This is a genomic window from Rhodococcus sp. 05-2254-2, assembly GCF_002259095.1.
In the GTDB taxonomy this organism is placed as follows: domain Bacteria; phylum Actinomycetota; class Actinomycetes; order Mycobacteriales; family Mycobacteriaceae; genus Rhodococcoides.
On the sequence record NZ_NOZJ01000008.1, the window covers coordinates 370,770 to 396,876 of the forward strand.

Below are 26,107 nucleotides of genomic sequence, written 5' to 3' on the forward strand. Positions count from 1 at the left end.
CTACGCTCCGGTTCTTGCAGACTCGATGTTCTCGAGCGTCTTCGACAAATGGGCCGCAATTTTTCCAATGTACGGCTCGTCGACGACGGCGAGGTGATCGCCTCCGACGTACACGATCTCGAGGTCCTCGACCACCGGTCCCCAGCCACCGTGCTCTTCGCGGGTGGCATACGCGGGCTCGAGGGCGATCGCGTCGTCGTGGTACTTGTCGGCCAGGTACAGCGTCACGTGCCCGCCGTACTTCTTGAGCTCGGCCGTCTGGATCGCCCGATTGTCGAGCCACGACGTGCGCTGGTGCTCGATGATGCCGCCGGGAATCTTCGCGCCGCTGAGCTTCACCAGATCGGTGATGATGCGGATCTGCCCCTCGTCGTCCGAGTCCACCAACTTGTCGTACGGAATCGGGTAATCGACGTTGTACGTCTTCTTCGCGAACGCCGCGTACCGCTCCCAGCGCTTACGCACCTCGTCCTTGGTGTCCGGGATCTGCGTGCCGGGCATGACGGTGTCGAGCAGCCCGACGTAGGCGACCTCGATCCCCTCTTCTTCCATCTGCCGCGCCACCTCGTAGGCGAGGATGCCGCCGAGCGACCAGCCGACGAACACGTACGGTCCTTCGGGCTGGATCGCCTTGATCAGCGGCACGTACTCCGCGGCTCGCACGGCGATGGGTCCTTCGACGCGCTCGAGTCCGTACATCGGAGTGCCCGCGGGCAGCTTCCTCAGCAAGGGCTCGTAGGCGACGGTGGAGCTACCGGCCGAGTGGAACGCGAACACCGGTGTGGCGGTGGAACCTTCGGGGCGGGCACGCAGATTGCGTACGACGCCGTCGATCTCACCGTCTTCGAGGTGCGGGCGAACCTTGTCTGCGAGCTGCTCGATGGTCTCCGAGTCCAGGACGTCGTCGAAGGTGATCTCGCCGCCGGCCCGCTCGGTCAGACGAGCAGCCAGCTTCTCGGCCGTCTCGTCGTCGAGGATCGGAAGGGTGTTGAAGATGCCCTTGGCCGATTCCTTCGTCACCACAGCCCACGTCGCGAACGTCATCCGCTCGGCATTGTCGCGCGGAGGCACGTCGGACCCGGCAGCCTCGGCGAACGCTTCCTTGCCGCCGAGGTCGGTCTGCGCCGGAGCAACAACCGCCGGAGCAGCAACAGCAGGCGCAGGCTGGTACTCGGCGCTCGGTACCGCAGCGTCGGGCGCCGCAACAGCGGTGTCCAACGCTTCCTCGCGAGCTGCCGCACCGCTCTCGGCAGCCTGTTCGGCTGCCTTCTCCGCCGCCTGCTTGTCGGCCAGTGCCTGCACCTCGTCGCGGTTCTCGATCGCGTAGCGCAGGTACTTCTCCACCTCACGCAGGTTCGCGTCGCGCACGGCCTGCAATTGCACTGTGGGAATGTCGAATTCGTACTCCACCCGGTTCTTGATCCGCACAGCGCTGAGTGAATCGAGGCCGAGCTCGATCAGCGGAACCTCGGGCGGCAGATCCTCGGGCGCGTAGCCCATGGACTCCGCGACGATGATGGCCAAGCGGTCTTCGAGCTTCTGATTGCCGTTGGGATCCCAACGGTCACCGAAGGTCTCGACGACCTCCGGCAACTCCTCCATGGGGGACGACGATCGCTCCTCCACCGCCACAACGGGTTCCGGGCGCGCATCTCCGGAGCTGACGACGGCCTCGTGCAGCAGGGTGAACGCCGAGCCCTCGTGTGCGTGCACCTGAACCGATGCGCCACCGAGATGCGAGGTCAACGTGGTGACGACAGTGCCCACCTTCGGCACTGCAGCGTGAGACACCGAAACGCCCAGGGCCACATCGGAGAACACCTGCGATGCAGCGGCCGTGACCAATGCATCGAACGAGGTGACGGCCGAGGCCTGAACTTCCCAGACGTGGCGGCCATCCGGCAAGGCGACTCGGGCACCTGGAACTCGCGCGTTGCCGCTGGAGCTGACCTGCGAGTTCAGCCAGAACTCCTTGCGCAGGTACGCGGTACGCGGTATCGGCGCGTACGGGCCGGACTCGAACAGCGTGGCCAGTTCCAGGGCGTGCCCGTGGACGTAGAGCTGCGCCAGCGCGGAGAGGAAGGTCTCGGACTCGTCCTCCTTGCGCTTGAGCGTCGGGATCAGAGTCGAATCGGCGACGCCTGCAGCCCAGGCAGTGGCGGCGACCGACATCAGCGCGACAGGGTTGGGAGCAAGCTCGACGAACGTCGTGTGACCGTCTCCCACAGCGACATTGACGGCCTGAGTGAACCAGACCGGATGACGCATTCCCTTGGTCCAGTACTCGACGCCGTGAATCGCCGCATGCCCGACGCGATAGTGGGCCTCGCGATCGACCGACGAGTAGACCCCGGCAGTGAGCTTGCCGGGTTCGATTCCGGCGAGTTCGGCGGCCAACTCACCGAGCAGCACATCGACTGCCGCGGTGTGTCCGGCACCCTTGACGTCGAGCAGGCGGGCCATCTTGCCTGCGGCCTCGGCCATGTCGACGAGGGCCTCGACCTCGGCGCGTGGTCCTCCGACGGTGGTGTGCGTCGGTGCTGCGTAGACGCACGGTTCGACGTTGGGGAATTGATCGGTGAGGGTCTTGACCTCGTCGGGGGTGTACTCGACGAGAGCCATGGCACCCTGCGATGCGGCTCCGAGTCCGTCCTGGCCCTCGGCCAGCAGGCGCGAACGGGCGTAGATGATGCGCACTGCGTCTTCGAGGTTCAGGCCACCGGCAACGTATGCCGCCGCGACCTCGCCCATCGAGTGTCCGATGACGGCAGCCGGCTCGGCACCGTGCGCGCGAAGCGTTGCCGCCAGGGCGATCTGGATGACGAAGATGGCGACCTGGGAGTTCTCGAACTCGTAGGTCTGCGAGTCGTCGAGGATGATCTCGCGGATGGAGTAACCGGCCTCGTCGACGAGCAGTTCGTCGACCTTGTCGACCTCGGCGGCGAACACCGCGTTGGTGCGGTAGAGCCGCGATGCCATCTTGCGGTGCTGCGAACCGAAGCCGGAGAACACCCACACCGCCCCGTTGGACGCGGGCGAATCTGCCGAGAACACACCGGGGCCCGGCTTGCCTGCGGCGATGGCGCGCAATCCGGCGATGGCCTCGGCTGTGGTCGACGCCAGAACCACTGCGCGCGAACGCCCGTGGTTGCGGCGAGCCAACGTGCGGCCCACGTCGACGAGAGGCGTCGTGCTGCCCTCTTCGGTTTCGAGCCAGTCGGCCAGTTCCGATGCGGCCCGCTTACGACGCGAGGGCAGGGCCGCGGACACAGCGAGAATCACTGTCTCCGAACCTGTTTCAGCGTCGGACAGTACGGTCTCGGCCTCGGCCACCGGATCCGTGGTCTCGACCTCCGACACGACGGGTTCGGGCTCGGCGACGATCGGCAGTTCCTCACCGGCCACATCGGTGAGGCCCTCGACGAGAACGGCTTCCGGATCCACAGCCGCCGGATCGAATGCGTCTGCGGTCTCGCCCGGGACGTACTCGCGGACGACGACGTGCGCGTTGGTGCCACCGAATCCGAAGCCGGAGACGCCTGCGACGGCCTTGCCGGTGTACCGCGGCCAGTCGGTGGCCTCCGGGATCACCTTCAGGTGCGCCTTGTCGAAGTCGATGTACGGGTTGGGGCCCACGTAATTCAGCGAGGCGGGGAGCTTGTTCTGCTGCATCGCCAGGACGACCTTGATCAAACCTGCTGCGCCTGCGGCAGATTCGAGGTGTCCGAAGTTTGTCTTCGCCGATCCCAGCAGGGCAGGCTTGTCGGCGTCGCGACCACGGCCGACCACACGACCGAGAGCGTCGGCCTCGATCGGATCGCCCAGAATGGTTCCGGTGCCGTGCGCTTCGATGTAGTCCACGCCCGACGGGTTGATACCGGCGTCGCGGTAGGCGAACCGCAGCGCGTCGGCCTGTGCGTCCGGGTTCGGTGCCAGCAGACCGTTGGAGCGGCCGTCCTGGTTGATCGCGGAGCCGGCGATGACGGCAAGCACCTGATCACCGTCGCGCTCGGCATCCTCGAGTCGCTTGAGGACGACGAGTCCGCCGCCTTCGGAGCGGATCATGCCGTTCGCGTCCGAGGAGAAGGCCTTGATTCGGCCGTCCGGCGCGAGCACACCCGTCTGACCGAATCCGACGGTGATGGGCGGCGCGAGCAGCATGTTGACGCCACCGGCAACGGCCAGATCGGATTCTCCGGTACGCAGACTGCGTACCGCCTGGTGCACGGCGACGAGCGACGACGAGCACGCGGTGTCGACGGCGATCGACGGCCCGCGGAAGTCGTAGAAGTACGACACTCGGTTGGCGACGATGGCGGTGGACGTGCCGGTGAGGGCATACGGGTGCACGGCCGGGTCGCTGACGGCGATGAGCTGGTAGTCGTTGGAGGAGCTGCCGATGAAGACGCCCACCTGGCTGCCCTTGATCGAGCTGGCCGGAATGTGCGCGTGCTCCAACGCTTCCCAGGTCAATTCCAGCGCGAGCCGCTGCTGCGGATCGACGTTGACGACCTCGTTGGGCGACATCGCGAAGAACTCGGCGTCGAAGGTCTTGACGTCGTCGAGGTAACCGCCCTTGGTCACCGTCGCGGCCACCGCGGCAGCGATGACGGGATCGGAGGTGAATTCCTGCCAGCGGCCGTCGGGCAGATCGGTGATGCCGTCGCGGCCCTCGATCAGCAGCGACCACATCTCTTCGGGAGTCTGTCCGGTACCAGGGAACCGGGAGGACAGGCCGACGATCGCGACGTCGTGCGCATCGCCCGACTGAACGCCGCTGGTGTAGAACGCGTCGTCCACGGTGCCGACGGGCTCGTCCGGCTCGCCTTCGATGATGATCTTGGCCAGCGAGGCGATGGTGGGGTGCTGATAGACGACGGTGGCGGTCAGCGTGACCCCCACCAACTCCTCGATCTCGCCGCTCAGTGCGACGGCATCGCGAGAGGACAGACCGAATTCCTCCATCGGGCGGTCGTCGGAGATGGCCGACGCCGGCTGCCCGGTCGCGTCCGCTACCCAGTTGCGCAGCCAGTCCCGCAGCTGCGCGACCGTGAGGTCTCCGCCGTCCACGCGCTCGATTTTGTCTGTCTCTTGTTCAGCCATTACTCACCAAGTCGTATCGGAGGAAGAACGGAGGATGCGTCCGTCAGTCGGGCAGTTCTGCATCCGGGAAGGCCGTCTGCTGGTAACCGCCACGCAGCGTGCCCTCGATGTACGCGGCCTTGCAGGCGCGTCGAGCGATCTTGCCGCTGGACGTACGCGGAATGGAACCGGCCGGGACGAGCAGGACGTCGCGCACGGTGACCCCGTGCCGTGCCGATACCGCGGTACGCACCTCGTCGGCGATCGGAGCCGGGTCTGCCTTGCCCGAGCCGGGTGCACGCTCGGCGACGATGACGAGCTGCTCGGAGCTGTCGTCGGAGTCCTTGGTCAGGGCTGCGCCGCTGAACTCGAACACGATGTCCGGGAGCTGGTTGAGCGGTACGGCGAAGGCCGCGACGAAGCCGGGACGCAGTGCCTTGCTGGCTTCCTGAGCCGAGAACTCGAGGTCCTGCGGGTAGTGATTGCGGCCGTCGACGATGACGAGGTCCTTGACGCGACCGGTGATGTAGAGCTCGCCGTCGTGGTAGACGCCGAAGTCGCCGGTACGCATCCAATTGCCACCCTCGGGAGCGCCCTCTGCGTGCGAGCCCTCGGAGTTGCGGTGGACGAGCTTGTTGTGGAAGGTCTCCGTGGTCTCGGTCTCGCGGCCCCAGTAGCCCTTGCCGATGTTCTCCCCGTGCAACCAGATCTCGCCGACGTGCTCGTCGGCAACCTCGGTGGCGGTCTCGGAGTCGACGATGGCAGCCCACTGGCTGCGTGCGACGGTTCCGGTGGACACCTGCGGGATGGCACCGGGGGCGTCGGGGGCGACGACGACGAAGTTGCCTGCGTTGAGCTCGACGCGGTCGACGTAGACGACCTTGGCCTCGTCGGCGTGCTTGCTGGTCGAGACGAACAGGGTCGCCTCCGCCATGCCGTAGGACGGCTTGATCGCGGACTTGGGCAGTCCGTAGGGGCCGAACGCCTCGTTGAACTTCTTCATCGACGACGTGGTGACGGGCTCACTGCCGTTGATCAGACCGATGACGTTGGACAGGTCGAGGCTCTCGCCGTTCTTCGGCAATCCACGCTGGGCGGCATGCTCGAACGCGAAGTTCGGTGCTGCCGCGAAGGTGCCTGCGCCGTCGGAGACAGCTGCGAGTTCCTTGATCCAGCGCCAGGGCCGCTGCACGAAGGCGCGCGGGCTCATGATGGTGATGTACTTGCCGCCGAGCGCCGGGAGGATGACGGTCAGCAGGCCCATGTCGTGGAACATCGGCAGCCAGGTGACGCCGCGGGAGTCGTGGTTGATCTCCATGCTGTCGACCATCTGCAGCGCGTTGACGCCCACTGCGCGGTGCGTGATCTCGACGCCGGCCGGCGTCCGCGTCGAGCCGGAGGTGTACTGCAGATACGCAATGTCGTCGAGCCCGGCTTTGGGCTCGACCCATGTCTCACCGACGCTGTCCGGGACGGCGTCGACGGCGATGATCCGGGGACGCTCCGCGGCGGGCAGGGCGCGGAAGAACGCGCGCACGCCTGCGGCCGAGTTGCTCGCGGTGAGGATGGCGCTCGGCTTGCAGTCACCGAGGACGGCATGCAGGCGGTCGGTGTGGCCCGGCTCGTCGGGATCGAACAGCGGCACCGCGATGGTGCCCGCGTAGATCGCACCGAAGAAGGCGATGACGTACTCGAGGCCCTGCGGTGCCAGGATCGCCACTCGATCACCGGGCTGGGTGACCTGCTGCAGGCGAGCCGCGACCGCTTTGAGGCGAGTACCGAACTCGGCCCAGGTCAGCTCGTGAGCCTCGCCGTCACGTTCCCGGGAGTAGTCGACGAACCGGTACGCGAGCGTGTCGGAATTCTCCTGCACGTTCACCTCGACGTGGCGGACGAGCGTCTGCCCTTCCCCGATGGTGATGTGGCCGTTCTCATCGATGAAATCATCGAACGTGTGGCTCATTACTTCAATCTCCTCCGACACGAATCCGCTGCCACACAGCCTGCGTGACCTGGGCCCGCACCACCGGCTGCGTGCATGCAGACACCGAACAGCGTTTTATGTTACTGACTAGTAGCTCTTACGGTGTCGGTTTGGCACCTGGTTTGAAAGGCCAGCTACATGGTACCGACACGCGCCTGCGTCACTCGCCTTTCAGCAAGTCGACAACCGGCGCGAATGCTTCCATTTGAGTAGGGAAAACCCCGACATAGGACATCGTCGTCCGCGCGCGAACGTTACGGATCTGATCGGCAATTTCCTCGTATGTCCCGAATGCGAGGTACGGAGACGACAGGATGTCCTCGACGGTGAGCTTGACGTCGACGTCCACGTTCGGCGGATAGCCGTTGTCGAGTGCCGCCAGCGCCATCTCGGCCATCTGTTCACGGTCGTCGGTGACCACGATCGTGGTGATGGCCCAGTTCAGTTCGATGTCGTCGAACCGATCGCCCGCGGCCGCGCGAATGAGCTCGACTCGCTCGAGGGTCTTCTCGATGGTCATGCCCGAGAGCAACAGCTTGCCCTCCTTCGAGGTGCTCGGCACCACGGAGATGATGTCGGCATACTTGGCCGCCAACGCGAGCATCTTCGGACCGCCACCGCCGATGCAGATCGGAGGACGCGGTCCCTGCCGCGGCCGAGGACTGCCCTTGAGACCGGTGATCGTGTAGTGCTTGCCCTCGAAATTGCATTCCTGACCGCGCAGCAGCACGTCGAGAATTTCGAGCGTCTCTTCCAACTTCTCGATGCGCACGCCCGGGCGGTCGTACGTGATGCCCGCCTTGTCGTACTCCTCACGCATCCAACCTGCGCCGAGACCGAGTTCGAGCCGCCCGCCCGACAGCACATCGATGGTGGCCGCGTCCTTGGCCAGCACCGCGGGATGCCGGAAGCCGTTGGCCAACACAGCGGTGCCGAGCCGAATCTTGTCGGTGGCGACGGCGAGCGCGCCGAGTGCTGCGATGGGACCGACCTGGTTGCCCAGGTGATCGGGAATCATGAAGCTGTCGTAGCCCAGTTCCTCGGCCTGCTGCGCCAGCTTGATGAACTTCCGAGCCCCGCCCTCCTCGGCGTTTCCCTCTCCGCCCGCAGCGAATCGGAATTTACGCGGCCCTGCGGTCGCGGCCTCGGCGGAACTCATCTATTGCTCTCCTCGGAGTGTGGAGCGGTCTTGTTTCGGGTGGCGAGAGCAGCCCGGCCGGGGCCGATCTGCGCAGGTCCAAGGCGCCACTCTAGCCGCTGGCCCGAGTCGATCACACCGGCTGGGGGTTTCCCGACCCAGGTTTGTGCCCGGCAATAGATCGCCACACGTCGCGTTGTGACGTTTCCGTTATAAAAGCGTCAGCGCTCACGAATGCGGGGGCGTCGGGGCGTTCTCGATCAGTCCGGCGGCCCACGAAGCGGTCCACTGAGTAGCCGTCGTACCGGATTCGTCGACGACGAAACTGTTGTACGACGCATGAACGGGGTTGCCTGCAGCACCGATCAGAATCTGGATGCTCTGCGGAATGTTGCGGAGCGACAATCCATCCGACGGCGACGAGCAGATCAGATCGCCGGGAGCACAGATCTGATTGGTCCGGTCGTCGAGAGCACCGAAGCCACCTTCCCGACGCCCCGTCATCGTGATACCGGGCAGGTCGAGTCCTCCGAGCGCAACCTCGGCACCGACGCCGTCGAGCGGGGCCGGAACATCGGTGCCGGAGACGCCGTCGCGTCGGCCATCGGCGATGAGGGTGACGCCGAGAACACGATCGGCGGAAATGGGACCGTTGCCCGCTCCGATGTCCGCTGCGATGTCGCCGGAGATGACCGCGCCCTGAGAGAAGCCGGCGAGGACGAAATTGGTCAACGGGCAACGCGCGCTGACATCGGTCATCTTCTGCACGGCGACGGCTTTGCCCTGGGTGCGGCTGTTGTTGTAGGACTCCTGGCCGTCCGGCGGCAGCGCGATGGGATTCGAGAACTGCGCCACGTACGGCACGGTGTAGACGTCCGCTCGCGAGCCGGGGAACTGCTCCTGCAACGGGCGAGTGACGTTGAGCATCAACGACACCGGGTTGGCCGTCGGGTTGTACGGATCGTCGGTGGCAGACGACTCCCAGGTACCGGGGATGGCGATGACCTGAACGTCGGGGCAATCGGCCGGCTGCGACGTCGGCTCCTCGGGGCCCGGAGGCACCGGAATTCCCGGTTCCTTCGGCAGCCTTCCGGCAAGCAGGTACCAGAGGGCGACGATGATCAGACCGATGATCGCCGCAACGGCGATCACCGGAAGAATTCTGCGCTTACGCTTGGCCATCACCGTGGATCTCTACGGCCTGCAGTACGTCGCCTGCGCGGCGGCGATGTAGGTCTGAGCCGCCTGCTGAGCCTGCGTCTCGCTCATCTGGGTTCCGGAGGCGCTGGCCTCGACGCCGACGTTCGCCGTGACGAAGGTCGAGATCTCCTCGGCCGTGACGCCCTGCGCCTGCGCGGCACAGATGTAGTTGGCCGTCGAGACCGCGATGTCGCCGTTGCCCGCCGGGGTGACGCCCTGCTTCCTCAACTCGTCCAGGAAACTCTGACCGCGGTCGTCGATCTGACTTTCCGTGGGCCCCGGGAAATCGTCCGGGACGGGCTGAGGCTGCTCGGGCGGCGCGGTGGCCGCCTCCCCCGGACTCGTGGTCGGCGCAGCGGTGGTGGTCTCTGCAGCCGACGTCGTCGAACTCGCCTCGGTCGTCGTCTCGACGGCCGAGGTGGTGCTCGTCGGAGCTCCGGTCGCCGTCGAGTCGTCACTCCCGCAGGCCACCAGCATCGAACTCGCCGCAACGGCGAACACACCGAGCGACAGAGTCCTGGTGAGGGAATTACGCGTCATCGATCGAAATCCTTCGGTCGTCGGGTTCGCAGGCGAGAGTACCGCCGCGCTCTGTGAGGACTCTGAGCTGCTGTCGGCAGGTTCTACGGCGCGATCGTGGCAACGCCGTCCTTCAGCGTGATGATGCCGAACTGGAAGTTCTGCTGCTTGCCGCCACCGTCGATGTCGAACTGATCGCTGGTGGGGTAGCCGAGCCGGCCGCCCTCGTAGCCGACCGATCCCCACGCGTCGAAGATCGGACCGTACGGGGTGGACCAGGCACCGCTCAGCGGGCTCCAGTAGATGTTGCCCGTCTCGAACTGGTTGAAGCGTCCGCCGTCCCTGATCGGACCGAGCTCGTTGGACTTGGGGAACCCGAGAGGTCCACCCTCCCAACCCAATTCGCCGTACTTGCCCAGAATCATGCCCTGCACCGAGTGCACACCGGCCTCGGGCGAGGTGTAGATGGCACCGATCTCGAAGCCCTGCACCGATCCGGGCTTGGTCGGCGTTTCGACCTCGTCGAGCACCGGGTAGCCGAGCGGTCCACCCTCGTAACCCTGGGCGGCCCACTCGTCGAGCACGGCACCCTTGACCGCGTGCGCGCCGGTCTGCGGCGTGAAGTAGACCATGCCGTTCTGGAAGGCGTTGAACCGTCCGCGACCGTCGGGGGTTCCGATCTCGCCGGTCGTCGGGAAGCCGAGAGCACCCTCGGGGCCCCTGTTGCCCTGATAGATGCCACCGATGGCACCGGCGACGACCTGCGCACCGGTGTCGGGGGTGAAGAAGACCCGACCGAAGGTGAAGTCCTGTGCGCGTCCGCCTGCCACGTTGTATTCGGCGGTCAAGCACGGGCCGAGCCACGAATTGGCACCGCTCGCGTTGCCGATCAGTCCGGCGGCGCTGCATGCGGGCTTGTCCACCTCGACGCCGAGCGCGGTGGCGAGCTGCGGCCACAGCTGATGCAACTCGAACTGCCAGTACGGCCACGAGTGCGTGCCCGACGGCCGGTAGTTGACCTGAGCGGGGATGCCGAGCTGGTTGAGCTTGGTGGCGAACGTCTGCGAGGTCAGTCGCGACAGAATCTCCAGTCCCATACCTGCGTAATTGGTGCTCACGCCGGGAATGGGCGACGGCTGATCGTAGGGTCCGGCCGAGCCGTTGCCGCTCGAGATGTAGAGACTGACACCTTCGAGCTTGTCGGCCAGCATGTACGGATCGTGCTGTGCCCACAGCGAGTTCGACGGCGGTCCCCACATGGCGCTGGAGTTGAACCCACCGGCGTCGGTCATCGCGTACTGGATTGCCTGCGGCATACCAAGCGAAGTGGTGCTCAGGATGCCCGAGAGCGATCCGGCGAACTTGAAGAAGCCGGGATTGCGCGCTGCGAGGAACATCGCGGACGTGCCGCCCATCGACAACCCGACGACTCCGCGGTTGTCGGTGCTGCGCCAGTCGCGTTCGAGGATCGGCGGGAGTTCCTTGGTCAGGAACGTCTCCCACTGGTAGTTCTTGCCGTTGTCCTGATCGACCCAGTCGGAGTAGAAGCTGGACTGGCCGCCGATGGGCAGGACCACGTTGACGTTCTTGTCGGCGAAGTACGACTCGGCGTCGGTCTCGGCCGTCCAGCCGTTCTCCTGGTCGGTCGCGCGCAGGCCGTCGAGCATGTACACCTGCGGGAACGTGGCCTGCGGGTTGATGTTCCAGTCACGCGCGAGCAGCAGCTGAACCTGAATGGGCGTGCCCATCGAGGGCGACTGGATCCACAAAGCGACGCGGCGATCGGAGAGCCAGTCCACCGAAGTGACGGTGGCACCGGACGTCTGCGTGTACGCGGGGCCGGCCAACGCAACAGGGGCCGTCCTGGCGACGGGGGCAGCGGAGGCGACGGTCGTCGTCGCGAAGGGGATCATCAGCGCGGAAGCGACGGTCAGTGCTGCTGCCGCTCGCCGAGCCCGTGTGCCGGCCGATGTAGTCCGACCGAACCGAACAAGCTCAGTGCGCATGATGGTGACTCTCTTTCGACGTGACATTCGAAGGTCTCCTATCGAGACATGCTTCGTATGTCTTTCTACACGTGCCCGCTGCCGACGAGAAGCAGACGCGCTGTGACTGGTGGTGCAATTGTGAACAGAGGTGCCGCTAACGATCCGCTGGAACAGAAATGCCGCCCGGCGTAGGGACGCGGGCGGCACTTCCGGAGAACATGACGATGGTGAACGTCAGGCGTTCAGGGCTTCCAGGATCTGGCCGCGAGCCTTCCACAGCTCGGCTCCCCAGTACGGCCATGCGTGAATGCCGTTGGACGGGAAGCTGTAGGTGGCCGGGATGCCGAGAGTGTTCATGCGGATCTGGAATGCACGGGTGTTGGCGAGCGAGAGGGCCTCGAGCGCCATGCCGTTGGCGGTGTTGTAGAAATCGATCGGCGCGGCCGGTCGATCGAACTCGCCGGGCAGACCACTGGCGGCCGAGATGTACAGGGACATGCCCTCGAGCCTCGGTGCGAAGACGAACGGGTCGTTACGCAGCCACGCCGGGTTCCAGGGCGGTCCCCACATGGAGTCGACGTTGAAGCGTCCGGCATCGAGCATGGCGACGCGGATGGCCTCACGCATGCCGGGCGCGGAGATGTTGAGGTAGCCCGAGAGCGAACCGGCGAACTTGAACTGATCGCGGTGGTAGGCGGCGAGCGTCAGAGCGGCCGAGCCACCCATGGACAGTCCGAGTACACCGTTGTTGCTGCGCGAGACGCCGTAGTTCTCGAGGAACGCGGGCAGCTCCTGGGTCAGGAAGGTCTCCCACTTGTAGGTGACTTCCTGGCCGTTGAAGTTCGACGAGGTGTACCAGTCGCTGTAGAAGCTCGACTGACCGCCGACGGGCATGACCAGGGTCACGTTGTCGTTGGCGAACTGATCCTGCGCGTTGGTCTCGAACGTCCAGGCGTTGCGGTCGTCGCGTGCGCGCAGTCCGTCGAGCAGGTAGAGAGCAGCGTTGCCACCGCGGGCCGCCCATTGGACCTGAACCTTGATGGGGCCCATCTCGGACGGAACGATCAGGTCCTCACGGCCACCGGCGGGCGTTTGGTGCACGACGGGAGCAGGCGCTGCAACAGCGACCGCTCCACCGACGACACCGGCTGCGATGGGAAGGACGAGCGCGGCAGCACCGACGCCGAGCAGGCGCTGACGCCAGCGTGAAGACGCCTTCGGGGTTCTGCTGAGGCCGGCAAATCGCATGAATCGTGCTCTCTCTCATCTACGCGGTCTCCGCGACATGCGGCCCCCGGCAATCGAACAGGGCTTTCTGGGTGGCCCCTCGAGGCCAGGGACGATGTGGTCCCGAAAAACTGAGGTTCTGCTGTGAAAACAGGCGAACCGCTCGATGGAGGTTATTCCATCGAGCGGTTCCAAGGCAAAACTGTGATCAGCGTCCCAGTTTCACCTCGACGTTTCCTTGAAACAGGAGACTATCCTGCCCGGCCCCCGCTGAACAGGCCTGAAAAGTCGTGAAGTTTCACGAAGGGCCGGAAAGCGGGCGAAACGACCGAAACGAAGTGCGGCTGGTCAGCCACCGATGTTGGCGCTCAGGTCCGGTGCCATGATGCGGATCTGCTCGCCCCAGTAACCCCACTGGTGGGTACCGACGGCCGGGAACGCGTACGTGACGTTGTTGGCGCCGATGCTTGCCATCCGGATCTGGAACGCCCGGCTGTTCGCCAACGCGATGGCCTCGAGGCCCATGCCGTTGGCGGTGTTGTAGTAGTCGATGAAGCTCTGCGGGCGATCGAGTCCGCCGGGCAGACCGCTACCTGCGAACACCCATACGCGGGTTCCGTTGTCGCGCAGACGAGGCGCGAAGACGAACGGGTCGTTGCGCAGCCACGCCGGATCCCACGGCGGTCCCCACATCGCGTCGATGTTGTAGCGACCGGAGTCGAGCAACGCCAGACGCATCGCTTCACGCATGCCGGGAGCAGAGATGTTCAGGTAGCCGGACAGCGAGCCCGCGTAGCTGAACTGGTCCGGGTGGTAGGCGGCGAGCGTCAGAGCTGCCGATCCGCCCATGGAGATACCGATGACGCCGTTGCGGTTAGGGTTGAAGCCCCAGTTGGCGCGCAGGTTCTCACGCAGGTTCTGCGTCAGGAAGGTCTCCCACTTGTACGTGGTCTGTTGGCCGTTGAAGTTCGACGGTGCGTACCAGTCGGAGTAGAAGCTCGACTGTCCGCCGACCGGCTGGACGACGTTGATGTTGTATCCGGCCAGTACGGCACCGGCGTCGGTCTCGTGCTCCCAACCGGAGATGTCGGTGGTGGCCCGCAGCCCGTCGAGGAGGTAGACGACGCGGTCGGTGTTACCGTCCGCGGCGCGCCAGACGCGGCTCTTGATCGGACCCATCGACGAGTCCGTCCACACGTCGATGGCATTGCCGTCGAAGGCCGCGTTTGCAGTCGCGCCACCGCCGGCTACAGCCAATCCCAGTGGTAGGACCACTGCCATCAGCATGGACGTGGCGGCGCGGCGTCCCCAGGACCCACCCCGCTTGTCCTCGGACCGGCTCTTCCTTCTACCCAGCATGCACTCGACCTCTCAGCTGCTTCGTCGTCACATCGGTTACGCAATCAACGCTTGATCTCGCAAGTCCATCATGTCTGCCGCCCGACCACACAGGTCGGACGCATACACATCCTCCGCACTTATCGCGCGAAGGACGACCCCCGTTACATGATCGAGATAGCTCATCTTGGCGTCGACACCAATTCGGCGCAACCCGGTGACCTTTTCGTGTTCGGACACCTAATTGTCCGCCTTCAATATCGGAGCCGGAAGATCACATCGTTGTATTTCGTACTTCGGCACCCGATCGAACCGATATCCGGCGTAGAAGAGCGAACGCTTGACATTCCGGACGAACAAATCCTTCGTCAACGGCGCTCGATACGAGGTGAGCAGTTCCTGGGTGTCGGGGCAGGTCAGCGCAACCTGAGCCTCGGTGACCCAGTCCTCGTCCATGTACCAGGGCAGGTACGGATGAACGGCGACGAGGCCGAGATCGGCCACCACCCAGTCCGGATAGAGATTCTTGTCGTGTCCGATCCGGCCGTTCTCGAGCCGCTCGGTGTGCGACGCCAACGGGTACGCCAGTCCCATCTGGTCGATGACCCGCACGTCGAGGCCGACGTTCATGCTGGTCATTCCGAGGTTCAGGAAGAAGACGGTGTGACCGAAGCCACCTTCCGGGATGGGGAGTGGTGGGGGAACGACATCCCAGTACGTGAACTGCGCCGACGGCAACAGCAGGCCGCCGTCCGGAGTGTCCTCGATCGCCTCGACCATCCCGCGCATCCGCGGGTAGTCGAGGTAGTCCGCGGCCAGGATCGGGTGGGCGTGCCCGGTGTTGAGCGAGTAGAACGCCCGCTCGTCGACGATGCCACTGCGGCCGACGATCGAACCCTGCGGCATACCCGTCGTATTGGCAGCCACGACGGCCCAGACCACGATGCCGCCCCAGACGAAAAGATCGGCGAAGAATATCGCGGTGGCGCGGTCTGCAGACCATCGTTTCGGAAGGGCGACCGGCAGCACCGAAATCGGCAACAAAAGCGTGAACAATGCCGGCAACAATGTGCGGCCGTGCATGAAATCGCCGCCGACGCGAATCGCGTACAAAGCCAGCAGAAGGCCACTGATCAATACGAAGACGACCACGGCGGTCGGCGTCCGTAGCGCTGCGAGCCAGCCGCCGACGGTGCGGGGCAGGGACAACCGCACTCGGGAGGCCGACAGAACGGCACCGACGACGAGCAGTAGGAGTGGCAGCCACAGCAGGTACGGGCCCACGAGGTTGGACAGGTACTCGAACCCCTGCGACCACTTGGCTCCGCCGGCATCCTTCGACACCGCGGTGTTGGGGTACGGCAGGCCGTAGTAGCCCATGCGCCAGATCTGGTAGAGCACCGGCACGGCTCCGGCGAAAACGAACACTCGGAGCCTGGACGACCAACTCTGCGGGGCCAGGAAGATCATCGCCAGCGCGAGCACCGCCACGATGGACAGTTCCGGACGCACCAGCGGGCCGAGGCCGGCGAAGAACGCCAGCAGCAGCAGCTCGGCGCCACCGCTCCGGCGCTGGCCCCAGCGAACCATCAGCAGCCACAGCATCGCCAGCCAGAAGATGACCAGGCAGGTCTCGAGGCCGGACGTCGCGAAGTCGCGGGCAGGAGGAACCGCGATGTAGACCAGGACGCCTGCGGGCAGGAACAGGGTCTTCGATGCGGTACGTCCTCGCAGCGCGAACGTGCCGATCATCGCGATGACGACGGCGGCCGTGGACAGCACGAGCGCGATCGTCAGGACGACGTACTCGAGGCGTCCCTCGCTCAGCCAACTGCCTGCGTAGACGAGGTACGTCCAGATGGTGCTGGTGTTGGTCTCGACTCGTTCGCCCGCGTTGAACACCGGTCCGTTGCCGGCCAGCAGGTTGCGGACGGTGCGCAGCACGATCAGCCCGTCGTCGGCGATCCAGCGGCGCTCCCACGCACCCCAGAGGAACAACGCCCCGGTGACCACGGTCCCGATCCAGAAGACGGGCCGGGTGATCGATGCCCGAGCGGACTTCTCTTCTCGCGCGTCTCGCTGGTCAGGCGAGGTAGACAGCGACACCAACCACTCCGATCCACGCTATGGCGAGTAGCTGGAGAACCCTGTCTCCCAACGCGATCTCTTCGGGTTCGCCTGCCTCGCCGCCATCGACATCCACTGCGTATCGCAGGATTGCGATGGTAAACGGAATCATCGAGATCGCGAACCAGTTGGCGTCCGTGCCCGCGTCTTCCTGGAACGCCCACAGGCCGTAACAGATGACGACGGCCGTTGCCGACAGCGTCCAGACGAATCGCAGGTATGTGGTGGTGTAGTTCTCGAGCGATTTGCGGATCTTCGCTCCGGTGCGTTCGGCGAGCTGCAGCTCGGCGTAGCGCTTGCCGGCAGCCATGAAGAGCGATCCGAACGCCATGATCAGCAGGAACCACTGCGACAGCGGGATCGACGCGGCGACGCCACCGGCGATCGCGCGCAACAGGAAGCCCGAGGACACGATGCAGATGTCGAGCACGGCCTGGTGCTTGAGACCGAAGCAGTACGCCAGCTGGATCACGATGTAGACGCCGATGACCAGCGCCAGCTTCCAGTTCGCGAGGAACGACAGACCGATGGCGAGGGCGAAGGACACCACGGCCATCGCGTAGGCGATGTTGACGGGCAGCACGCCCGCGGCGATCGGCCGGAACCGCTTGGTGGGGTGTGCGCGGTCGGCCTCGACATCGAGGGCGTCGTTGACGAGGTAGACCCCGGACGCGGCGAAGCAGAACACGACGAACGCGAGCGCGACGGACAGCAGCACGTCGGGGTCGGTGACCGAGCCCGCCGCCAGCGGTGCAGCGAGCACCAGGACGTTCTTGACCCACTGACGCGGACGAAGCGCCTTGACGATGCCGTCCGCCAGGTTCTTCGGCGGCGCGCCTACGGGTGCGGCATCCTCGCTCATTTGTCTCCTTCGAACTTCACGACGGCCGCAGCCGTCAACGCGCCGAGTGCAGATCCTGCCAGCACATCGGTGGGGTAGTGGACTCCGAGCACCAAGCGCGAGAGCAGCATGGGTGGGACGAGGACCGCCGGTAACGGTAGCCCGGTCACTCGGCCGAGGAGAACCGCGGCGGCTGTGGTGGATGTCGCATGCGAGGACGGAAAGCTCAGCTTGCTGGGCGTCGAGACGTTGATGCGCACGGCCGGATCGTGGGGACGTGGCCGGCGCACGATTCGCTTGATGACGATCGACGCGGCGTGGGAGCCCACTGCCCCGACTGCCACCGAGGCCCACTGACGCCGACGCGGCTTGTCCAGCGCAGCACCGATACCGGCGATCGCGACCCAGCCGAGTGCGTGTTCGCCGAAGTGCGACATGCCGCGGGCGACGGTGATCGCGCCCGGTGTACTGCCGACGGTGCTCTGCACCTTCTCGAGGATCCTGACTTCCGTCGGGGCCTCGGTCTGGCCCTTACGCCTGGTAACGAAAGACACGTTCCCACGTTTCCTTACTGGTCAGGTGCGGCACGGCATCGCGATACCGAGCCTTGAGGGCGGGGAATTCGGCCGCCAACTGCTTGCGCAGCGACAGTGCTTCCTTGAGCAACGCCGCGGCCTGAGCGCGGTCTCGCTTGCGGTAGACGACGCCCCGGCCGTCGGCGGTGGTGACGGTGACGCCGTCGACCTGGGAGAGCAGGAACCAGCGCGCGTCGAGAGTCGGGACGTTGAGCTGTGGGCGGTCGTGATGCTGAGTGTGCGCAGGCTTTGCGTTGTGCAGCAAGCCTTTTGCCAATCGGCTGATCTTGGCGAGCGGGTTGGTCGGCAGCCCGACGGCTCCCACCTCCTCACCGGACGCGAGGGGCAGCTCCGTGGAACTGCCCACGACGACGGCGTCGGGAAATTCCTTGCGCAGTGCGTGCACGGTCGGCAGCGCGGTGGGGAGGATCTCGAGGATGTGCTCGGGGCCGGCCAAGAAGTCGCGGATCGCGAGGTTCTGAATGGCGACCGTCGAGTATTCGAGGCACAGCAGATGCTTGACCGTGGCCTTGATCGTGTCGAGCACCAGGCCCTTGCCGTCGCCCGGCATGTGCAGCGATGCGACCACGAGGCGGTTGCGCAGATGGAAGTACGCCTGCCAGTCGATGGCGTCGTCCTTGTCGCTCCACGCCATGTGCCAGATGGCCGCGCCCGGCAGTGTCACCGTCGGGTAGCCGGCTTCCCGTGCGCGCAACCCGTATTCGGCGTCGTCCCACTTGATGAACAGCGGCAGTGGCTGCCCCAGTTCCTCGGCGACGACGCGGGGGATCATGCACATCCACCAGCCGTTGTAGTCGACGTCGATGCGGCGGTGCAGCAGTTTGCTGGTGCGCAGCGGGTCCTCGGAAAAGTCGTGGTCGTACTCCACGTTCTGTGCGCCGGTCCACATGAAGTTGCCGCGATCGATCACTTCGCCCATGACGTGCAGGTGGCTGCGCGCCTGCAGGTTGAGCATCTGGCCACCGACGAGCGTGGGGACCTTGGCGAATCGCGACATCGCCAGCGCCCGCAGGATCGAGTCGGGCTCGATCTCGATGTCGTCGTCCATGAACAGAATGTGTTGGCACGAGGTGTTGTTCAGTGCCTCGTACATGATGCGGCTGTATCCGCCGGACCCGCCGAGGTTGGCCTGATCGTGGATGGCGAGTCGGCCGCCGAGGGCTGCTGCCGCCTCGTCGAACCCTGGCTCGTCCTTGGCCTTGCGGGTGCCCTGATCCGGCATGATGACGGCTTGGATCACGTCGAGCACCAACGGATCCGAGCCAAGGGCCACAAGGGCTTTGACTGCGTCGGCCGGACGGTTGAACGTGGGGATACCGACGGCAACGGTGGCCTCACCGGGAGCCTCGATCGGCGCGTACCAGCCCGCACTCTCGAGAACCACCTCGGAATCGGAGGTGATGTCGAACCAGATCCAGCCGCCGTCCTCGAACGGACCGAGATCGATCAGAAACTCTTGCGCCGCATCGCCGTCCACGGCTTCACGGCCCTCGACGTGGATGCGCGACGCATCGGCCTTGGACCGGTAGACGTCGATTCGGCAGTGTCCGGAGACCTCGACGCGCAGCACCACGGACTTCAGGACGCTGTAGCGCCGCCAGTAGCTCGCCGGGAACGCGTTGAAATAGGTACAGAACGACACCTCGGACTCGGAGCCGATCGTGACCGAGGTCCGCGAGAGCGAGTGTGCCCGTTTGGCGTTGGTGAGCGCCTCTTCGAGGTACAGCGTGCGCACGTCGAGCGGTTCACCGGAGCGCGGCAGCAACACCCGCTGCAGCAGTGACTTGCCGAGAACCGGCGCGGCGTCGGCGATGCCGTCCTCGAGGAGGTGCTTGGCGGTCACTTGTCGCCTGCCAGGGGTGCACCGGTCTCGAAGTGCGGAGCCAGGGTGTTCTCGTACATGTTCAACGCGCTCGCGATGGCCATGTGCATGTCCAGGTACTGGTAGGTGCCGAGTCGGCCACCGAACAGCACTCCGCTCGCGGCGGCTTCGGCCTTGGCGCGGTCGCGGTAGGCCTCGAGCTTCTGCCGATCGTCGGGGGTGTTGATCGGGTAGTACGGCTCGTCGCCGCTCTTGGCGAAGCGGGAGAACTCGCGCATGATGACCGTCTTGTCGGTCGGGTACTGGCGCTCGGGGTGGAAGTGACGGAACTCGTGGATCCGGATGAACGGCACGTCGCCGTCGTTGTAGTTCATCACCGGGGTGCCCTGGAAGTCACCCGTCGGAAGTACCTCGGTCTCGAAATCGATTGTGCGCCAACCCAGTTCGCCCTCGGAATAGTCGAAGTAGCGGTCCAGTGGGCCGGTGTAGACGATGGGAGCGTCGGGGCTCTCGGCCACGAGCTCGGCCTTGACGTCGAACCAGTCCGTGTTCAATCGGACCTCGATCTTCTCGTCGGCGGCCATCTTCTCGAGCCACGCGGTGTAGCCGTCGACCGGCAGTCCCTCGTAGGTGTCGTTGAAGTAGCGGTTGTCGAACGTGTACCGCACCGGCAATCGGGTGATGTTGCCCGCGGGCAGGTTCTTCGGATCGGTCTGCCACTGCTTGGCGGTGTAGTCCTTGATGAACGCCTCGTACAGCGGGCGCCCGATCAACGAGATCGCCTTCTCCTCGAAGTTCTGCGCATCCTTCGAGTCGAACTCGTCGGACTGCTCTTCGATGAGTGCCCGCGCCTCGGCAGGCGAGAAGTACTTGCCGAAGAACTGCGAGATCAGGCCCAGGCCCATCGGGAACTGATACGACTGGCCCTTGTGCAGGGCGAAGACACGGTGCTGGTAGCTCGTGAAGTCGGTGAACTGGTTGACGTAGTCCCAGACCCGCTTGTTCGAGGTGTGGAACAGATGCGCGCCGTACTTGTGGATCTCGATACCCGTCTCGGGCTCGGCCTCGGAGTACGCGTTGCCACCCAGGTGGTGCCGCCGATCCAGCACGAGGACACGCTTGCCCAACTGGGACGCCGCCCGCTCCGCCACGGTCAGTCCGAAGAACCCGGATCCGACGACGATGAGGTCGTATCGGCCGGTCACGGAGGCGTCGGAAGAGGTGGTCTCGGGGCTTACAGCAGTCACGGGCAACCAGGGTATCCGACGATCGTGACCGCTCTGCCCCGCCAGGCGTCGGTCGGCCGGTCGGATGTCAACCGGGCAGGCGTCGAAGCAGGTAGGTATCCATCACCCAGCCGTGCCGGGACTTGACCTCCTCGCGGGCGCGGCGAATCTCGCCCAGCACGTCGTCGAGCGGACCCGACACCAGCTTCTCGTCCGCCGTCCCCAGGTTGGCACCCCAGTGGATGCCCCACCCTGCGCCGGTCAGCGCGCTGCAGGCCAGCTTGCCGTCGAGCATGACCACGAGGTTGTCGAGACCGGCCGCGACATCGCCTGCCAGGTTGCGGCCGGTGGTGATGACGATCGGCCCGCCGATGCGGTTGAGCACGAGGCGGTGACTCGCCGCCAGCATCGACACGCTGGAGATACCGGGTGTGACATCGAACTCGATGTCACCGCGCAACGCGGCCAGTCGCTCGACGACGCGGATCGTGCTGTCGTACAGCGCGGGGTCTCCCCAGACGAGAAATCCGACGACGGTGCTGTCGGCGAGGCCGTCGAGCACATCGGCGTAGGCGCGGGCGCGGGCGTCGTGCCAATCGAGGACAGCGGTCTCGTACTGCCGGGGCGATCGGTCGCGTGGCGGGTCGGGCACCTCGATCACCCGGTAGCTACCGCCGTGATGGCGTTCGAGGATCTCCTGCCTGGCTGTTGCGAGATCGCCGACGGAGGCACCCTTGTCCGCGACGATGAACACGTCGACGGCCCGCAGTTTCTCGACGGCCTGGACGGTCACCTGATCCGGGTGTCCACCGCCGATGCCGATCAGATGGATTCTCACGAGCGGTCCCGGCACGCGTCGTACAGGTGGGATTCGGTGACGACGCGTCGAGCCAGGGCTGGCCCCACCAGAATCACCGCCGCCTGTCGTAGGTCGGCGGCCTCGACCTGATCTGCGATGTCGGCCAGGGTGCCGCGCAGGATCAGCTCGTCCGGCTTGCTGGCATGGAAGACGACCGTGGCGGGGCACTCGGGACCGTAGAACTCAATCAGTTCGTCGGCGATGATGCGAGTGCGGGTGATCGCCAGGTGCAGCGCAAGCGTTGCCCTGGTGGCGGCGAAGTTCTTCAGCGCCTCGGTATCGGGCATCGCCGTCGAGCGGGCCTGTGCGCGGGTGAGCACCACCGACTGCGTCACCTCCGGAACCGTCAGCTCGACGCCCAGTGCGGCGGCTGCGGCCGCGTAGGCAGGAACACCAGGGGTGACGTCCCAGGGCACGCCTGCAGCGTCGAGTCGAGCGGACATCTCCGCCAACGCGGAGTAGAGGGACGGGTCGCCCGAGCACAGGCGCGCGACGTCCTCGCCGCGCTCGTGGGCAGCGACCAACTCTTCGGTGATGGCATCGAGGTCGAGTTTCGCGGTGTCGACCAGCCGGGTGCCTGCAGAGCAGTGTTCGAGGATCGCGTCGTCGATGTAGGTGCCGGCGTAGACGCAGACCGGGCTCGATCGCAGGAGCTCGACCGCTCGCAGCGTGAGCAGGTCGGCAGCGCCCGGTCCGGCTCCGATGAAGTGCACAGTCACAGCTCGAAAGCGTAGGTGGGCAGGAGTGGAGCCTGCGGAACGACCCAGGAGTGCAAGCCCCGACGCGCCGCGCCACTCGAACTTCCCGCCGATGGCTAACTGTCAAGCTAAGGTTTAGCCTTGTGTCTGATGGGACTCATGTTGCTGATGTGATTCATGTTGTTCAGTAGCTGGAGATCCTACGACGCGTACCTACCAACAACCAGGGAGTACCGCCTTGCCGAACCGTCGAACGAAGCCGTCGATCGTTCTCGGTGCTGTCGCACTACTGGCCGTCGCAACCCCCTTTGCGGTCGCAGGCCTCACCGACAGCACGACAACCGGAGTTCGACCGGCCAACGAGACAACCCCGGTCACCGTGCCGACCAAGATCGTCGAGACCGCGCTGAGCTCCGCACCGGACATCGTCATTCCGTTGCAGGAACTCACCGGACTGCCGTTGCCGGATCTGCGGCTCTCCGATCTGAAGTACCTACCGCTGCCGGATTCCATCGTGATCCCGCCGATCGAAATCCCGGACATCCCGGGCCTGACCACGCCCGCGCCGGGCAACGCGACAGCACAGGCACCCGTTCCCCGGGTCGATGCATCCGCGCCGGTCAGTCCCCTGCCCGTGAATCCGGAAGCTGCCGATCCGACCGGCCCGCCGCTCGGTGCCGCCGTCAAGGAAATCAAGCAGGACACTCCCTTCAGCATGGTGGCCCTGACCTCCGAGCAGCTCGACGGTGCAGCCGCTCAGGTTCGCCGGCAACTCGAGGACGGATCCTGGGGCCCGTGGCTCGAGACCGCGCCGGTGGACACCACTGCGAGCGACGCCGTTCCCGCTGCGGAAAAGCAAGGCACCGAACCGATCTTCGTCGGACTGACCAATGCAGTGCAGGTGCTGCTGACGCCGCTGACGAGTAGTGCAGCTCCCGAAAGCTTCGCAACTGCACCGGTTCCCGAGGTTCCGGTCGTCGAGCTGCCTGCTGCCGACGCCCCGGCCGAGGTGCCCGCTGCTGCCGAACAGCCGTTGGGCTACACCCCGGCGTCGTCGAGCACGCCTCTGCGTCAACAGGATCCGGCACCTGTCGATCCCGCGGCACCGGCACCTGCAGTCGAGGCACCTGCAGCAGATCGCGCCCAGCCCGAAGCCGCGCCGGAAGGCACGGTGGATCAGTTGGCTGCTGCGGTCGATGACATCAGTGCCGTACTCATCACCCCCGGCACGTCGCCGGTCGACTCGGCATTGAACGACATCGCCACGCCCGTCGCCGGTGACGCAGGCCCCAAGGTCATCACCCGCGCTCAGTGGGGTGCCGACGAGTCGATCCGTTGCGCCACACCGACTGTCGACGACTTCCTCGGCGGTGCCACAGTGCACCACACCGCAGGCAGCAACGACTACTCCAAGTCCGAATCGGCCGAGATCGTCCGCGCCATCTACGCATACCACGCGCAGACACTCGGTTGGTGCGACATCGGCTACAACGTCCTCGTCGACAAGTACGGCCAGATCTTCGAGGGCCGCGCGGGCGGCTTGGACAAGCCGGTCCAGGGCGCACACTCGGGCGGGTTCAACGAGAACACGATGGGCATCGCCATGATGGGCGACTACTCCAACGAGGATCCCTCGCAGGAGACCATCGATTCGGTCGGCAAGTTCCTCGGATGGCGACTCGGCAAGGCCGGTCTCGACCCGAAGGGCACCACCACGATGACCTCGGAGGGAACGGATTTCACGTTTGTCGGCCGCGGCCAGAGTGTCGACCTGCCGGTGATCTTCGGCCACCGCGATGTAGGCAACACCGAATGCCCCGGTGACGCCGGATACGCACGACTCGGAGAAATCCGCGACATCGCTGCGGCAAACCTCGGCGGCGGCGGAGATGCCACTCCGGCATCACCCGACGCTCCCGATACCGCACCCGATACCGCGGTGACCGACCCGGCACCGTCACGACCGGGCACGGACGCCAGTTCCACTCTGGGCGAGAACATCCCGGCCCTGGTCGCCGAGCTGCAGCGGCTGGCGGCGACCAGTCCCGTCGCACAGAAGTGGTTGGCGTCGGGCGGAGAAACCGGCTCGCTCGGCGTTCCGGTGAGCGGTCTGGTGCAGGTGAGCGGCGGCCGTGAGAAGGCGCAGTTCGCCAACGGCGAGATCATCACCAACATGGCCGGTCAGGCCGTGGCCGTGATCGGCAAGATCTTCCAGCAGTACGTGCAGCAGGGTGGCGTCGACGGCATCCTCGGCCTGCCGATCACGGACGAGTTCCGGGTGCCGGAGGGCTTCCGTACCGACTTCGAGAACGGTTCGCTGATCTTCAACGAGCTCACCGGAATCGTCACCACGGTGATCAAGACGTACAACGACACCTACAACGCGGAGATGCAGAACCCCGTCGCAGCACCGGTGGAACCGGCTCCTGCACCTGAGCCTGCTCCCGCACCGGAGCCCGCACCCGCGGGCTGAGTTCCGACAGTCGACCAGGGCCGAGTCACCACGGTGACTCGGCCCTTGTCGCGTTCGGATATGCCGGGAGACCCGAGGGTCACCACCAGCGTTCGAGAACCTGTGCCACTCCGTCTTCTGCGTTGGTGACGGTCACCTCGTTCGCCGCCGCGACGGCAGCGGGATGCGCGTTGCCCATCGCCACGCCCAGTCCCACCATCGACAGCATCGGCACGTCGTTGGGCATATCGCCGAAGGCCACGATGTCCTTGACGTCCACCGACAGCGTCTCGGCGACCTTGGCCAAGCCCGATGCCTTGGTGATGCCCGGTGCCGACAGCTCGATGAGTCCGTTGTCGGTGGAGAACGTCAGGTCGGCTCGACCGGAGATCAGCGGGGACAGGATGTCGGCCATGTGTCCGCTGGTGGAGCCGGACAACCGGATCAGCAGCTTGACGGCCGGAACGTCGACCACGTCGTCCTCGGTCATCTCGACGTTGTCCGGGTTCAGCCAGGCGTGCTCGTATCCCGGGGAGCTGACGAACTGCGGTGTGGCCGAGTCGTGCGCCGTCCGGCCCACTCGCTCGGCGGCAAGTCCGCAGCCGGGCAGCGCGCGATACGCGACGTCGGCCAACCACTGCAGCGTCTCGACCGACAGCGTCTCGGCGCTGAGCACGCGATCGTTGGCGGCGTCGTAGATCACCGCACCGTTGGCGCACACCGACATCGGCGCGTATCCCAGCTGATCGACGACGGGGTGGATCCACCGCGGCGGCCGGCCGGTGGACAGCACGAACGGAACTCCGTCGGCCACGACGGCCGAGACGGCGCGCTTGGTGCGCTCGGTGACACGTTCATGCTGGTCGAGCAGGGTGCCGTCGACGTCGCTTGCGACGAGTCGGGGGGCGAGGCGGGTGGTGTTCGGCGCGTTGGTCATCGTGACGTCATTCTGCCCTAGTGTCGAAGCACCCTGTTTTCGACATGCACGTCTTCGATGTGGAAGGAACGGT

18 protein-coding genes are annotated in these 26,107 nt (G+C 65.6%); 1 reads left to right on the plus strand and 17 read right to left on the minus strand.

The features are described from left to right. From pks13 to cobM, 16 genes are all read right to left on the minus strand, one after another. Entirely contained in the window at positions 1-5,103 is a 5,103-nt protein-coding gene (gene pks13, locus CH283_RS11835) for a polyketide synthase Pks13 (protein ID WP_094638928.1), read from the minus strand. Positions 5,104-5,146: 43 nt separating this feature from the next. Further along, complete coding sequence (gene fadD32 / locus CH283_RS11840) at positions 5,147-7,045, minus strand: long-chain-fatty-acid--AMP ligase FadD32 (RefSeq protein WP_068054333.1); 1,899 nt, start codon at positions 7,043-7,045, stop codon at positions 5,147-5,149. A 181-nt stretch (positions 7,046-7,226) separates the two neighbouring features. Further along, a complete protein-coding gene (locus tag CH283_RS11845) occupies positions 7,227-8,225 on the minus strand; it encodes an LLM class F420-dependent oxidoreductase (protein ID WP_068054330.1) in 999 nt (332 codons plus the stop codon). Between the two features lie 207 nt (positions 8,226-8,432). After that, complete coding sequence (locus CH283_RS11850; protein WP_094638929.1) at positions 8,433-9,386, minus strand: cutinase family protein; 954 nt, start codon at positions 9,384-9,386, stop codon at positions 8,433-8,435. 12 nt (positions 9,387-9,398) lie between these two features. Further along, complete coding sequence (locus CH283_RS11855) at positions 9,399-9,944, minus strand: DUF732 domain-containing protein (protein ID WP_068054323.1); 546 nt, start codon at positions 9,942-9,944, stop codon at positions 9,399-9,401. Positions 9,945-10,027: 83 nt separating this feature from the next. Continuing rightward, positions 10,028-11,929 (minus strand): alpha/beta hydrolase-fold protein, encoded by a 1,902-nt coding sequence (locus CH283_RS11860; RefSeq protein ID WP_094638930.1) that lies wholly within the window; start codon positions 11,927-11,929, stop codon positions 10,028-10,030. A 216-nt stretch (positions 11,930-12,145) separates the two neighbouring features. Then, positions 12,146-13,159, minus strand: coding sequence for an alpha/beta hydrolase (locus CH283_RS11865; RefSeq protein WP_068054320.1), 1,014 nt, complete (start codon positions 13,157-13,159; stop codon positions 12,146-12,148). Between the two features lie 327 nt (positions 13,160-13,486). Then, positions 13,487-14,497 carry an alpha/beta hydrolase gene (locus CH283_RS11870; protein ID WP_176460222.1) on the minus strand — a complete coding sequence of 337 codons (1,011 nt, stop codon included), beginning with the start codon at positions 14,495-14,497 and terminating at the stop codon, positions 13,487-13,489. Between the two features lie 36 nt (positions 14,498-14,533). Then, positions 14,534-14,716 (minus strand): hypothetical protein, encoded by a 183-nt coding sequence (locus tag CH283_RS11875; RefSeq protein ID WP_068054317.1) that lies wholly within the window; start codon positions 14,714-14,716, stop codon positions 14,534-14,536. After that, positions 14,717-16,582, minus strand: a complete 1,866-nt coding sequence (zomB, locus tag CH283_RS11880) for a flagellar motor control protein ZomB (protein ID WP_094638931.1) — start codon at positions 16,580-16,582, stop codon at positions 14,717-14,719. It lies immediately after the preceding gene. After that, complete coding sequence (locus tag CH283_RS11885) at positions 16,560-17,465, minus strand: decaprenyl-phosphate phosphoribosyltransferase (protein WP_068054311.1); 906 nt, start codon at positions 17,463-17,465, stop codon at positions 16,560-16,562. Before CH283_RS11885 ends, zomB begins: the two co-directional genes overlap by 23 nt. After that, entirely contained in the window at positions 17,462-17,998 is a 537-nt protein-coding gene (locus tag CH283_RS11890) for a phosphatase PAP2 family protein (RefSeq protein ID WP_094638932.1), read from the minus strand. The genes CH283_RS11885 and CH283_RS11890 overlap by 4 nt, the downstream gene beginning before the upstream one ends. Beyond that, complete coding sequence (locus tag CH283_RS11895; protein ID WP_068054308.1) at positions 17,976-19,883, minus strand: glycosyltransferase; 1,908 nt, start codon at positions 19,881-19,883, stop codon at positions 17,976-17,978. Before CH283_RS11895 ends, CH283_RS11890 begins: the two co-directional genes overlap by 23 nt. Continuing rightward, the gene (glf, locus tag CH283_RS11900) at positions 19,880-21,109 is read right to left on the minus strand and encodes a UDP-galactopyranose mutase (RefSeq protein ID WP_176460223.1); all 1,230 of its coding nucleotides are present in this window, start codon (positions 21,107-21,109) and stop codon (positions 19,880-19,882) included. The genes CH283_RS11895 and glf overlap by 4 nt, the downstream gene beginning before the upstream one ends. 67 nt (positions 21,110-21,176) lie before the next feature. After that, entirely contained in the window at positions 21,177-21,926 is a 750-nt protein-coding gene (cobF, locus tag CH283_RS11905) for a precorrin-6A synthase (deacetylating) (RefSeq protein WP_176460224.1), read from the minus strand. Beyond that, entirely contained in the window at positions 21,923-22,666 is a 744-nt protein-coding gene (gene cobM / locus CH283_RS11910) for a precorrin-4 C(11)-methyltransferase (RefSeq protein WP_094638935.1), read from the minus strand. Before cobM ends, cobF begins: the two co-directional genes overlap by 4 nt. Positions 22,667-22,883: 217 nt before the next feature. On the opposite strand from cobM, the gene CH283_RS11915 reads away from it, so the two are divergent. Then, positions 22,884-25,118, plus strand: a complete 2,235-nt coding sequence (locus CH283_RS11915; protein WP_094638936.1) for an N-acetylmuramoyl-L-alanine amidase — start codon at positions 22,884-22,886, stop codon at positions 25,116-25,118. Between the two features lie 79 nt (positions 25,119-25,197). On the opposite strand, the gene CH283_RS11920 is transcribed toward CH283_RS11915, so the two are convergent. After that, positions 25,198-26,034 carry an HAD family hydrolase gene (locus CH283_RS11920; protein ID WP_094638937.1) on the minus strand — a complete coding sequence of 279 codons (837 nt, stop codon included), beginning with the start codon at positions 26,032-26,034 and terminating at the stop codon, positions 25,198-25,200. Positions 26,035-26,107 lie beyond the last annotated feature (73 nt).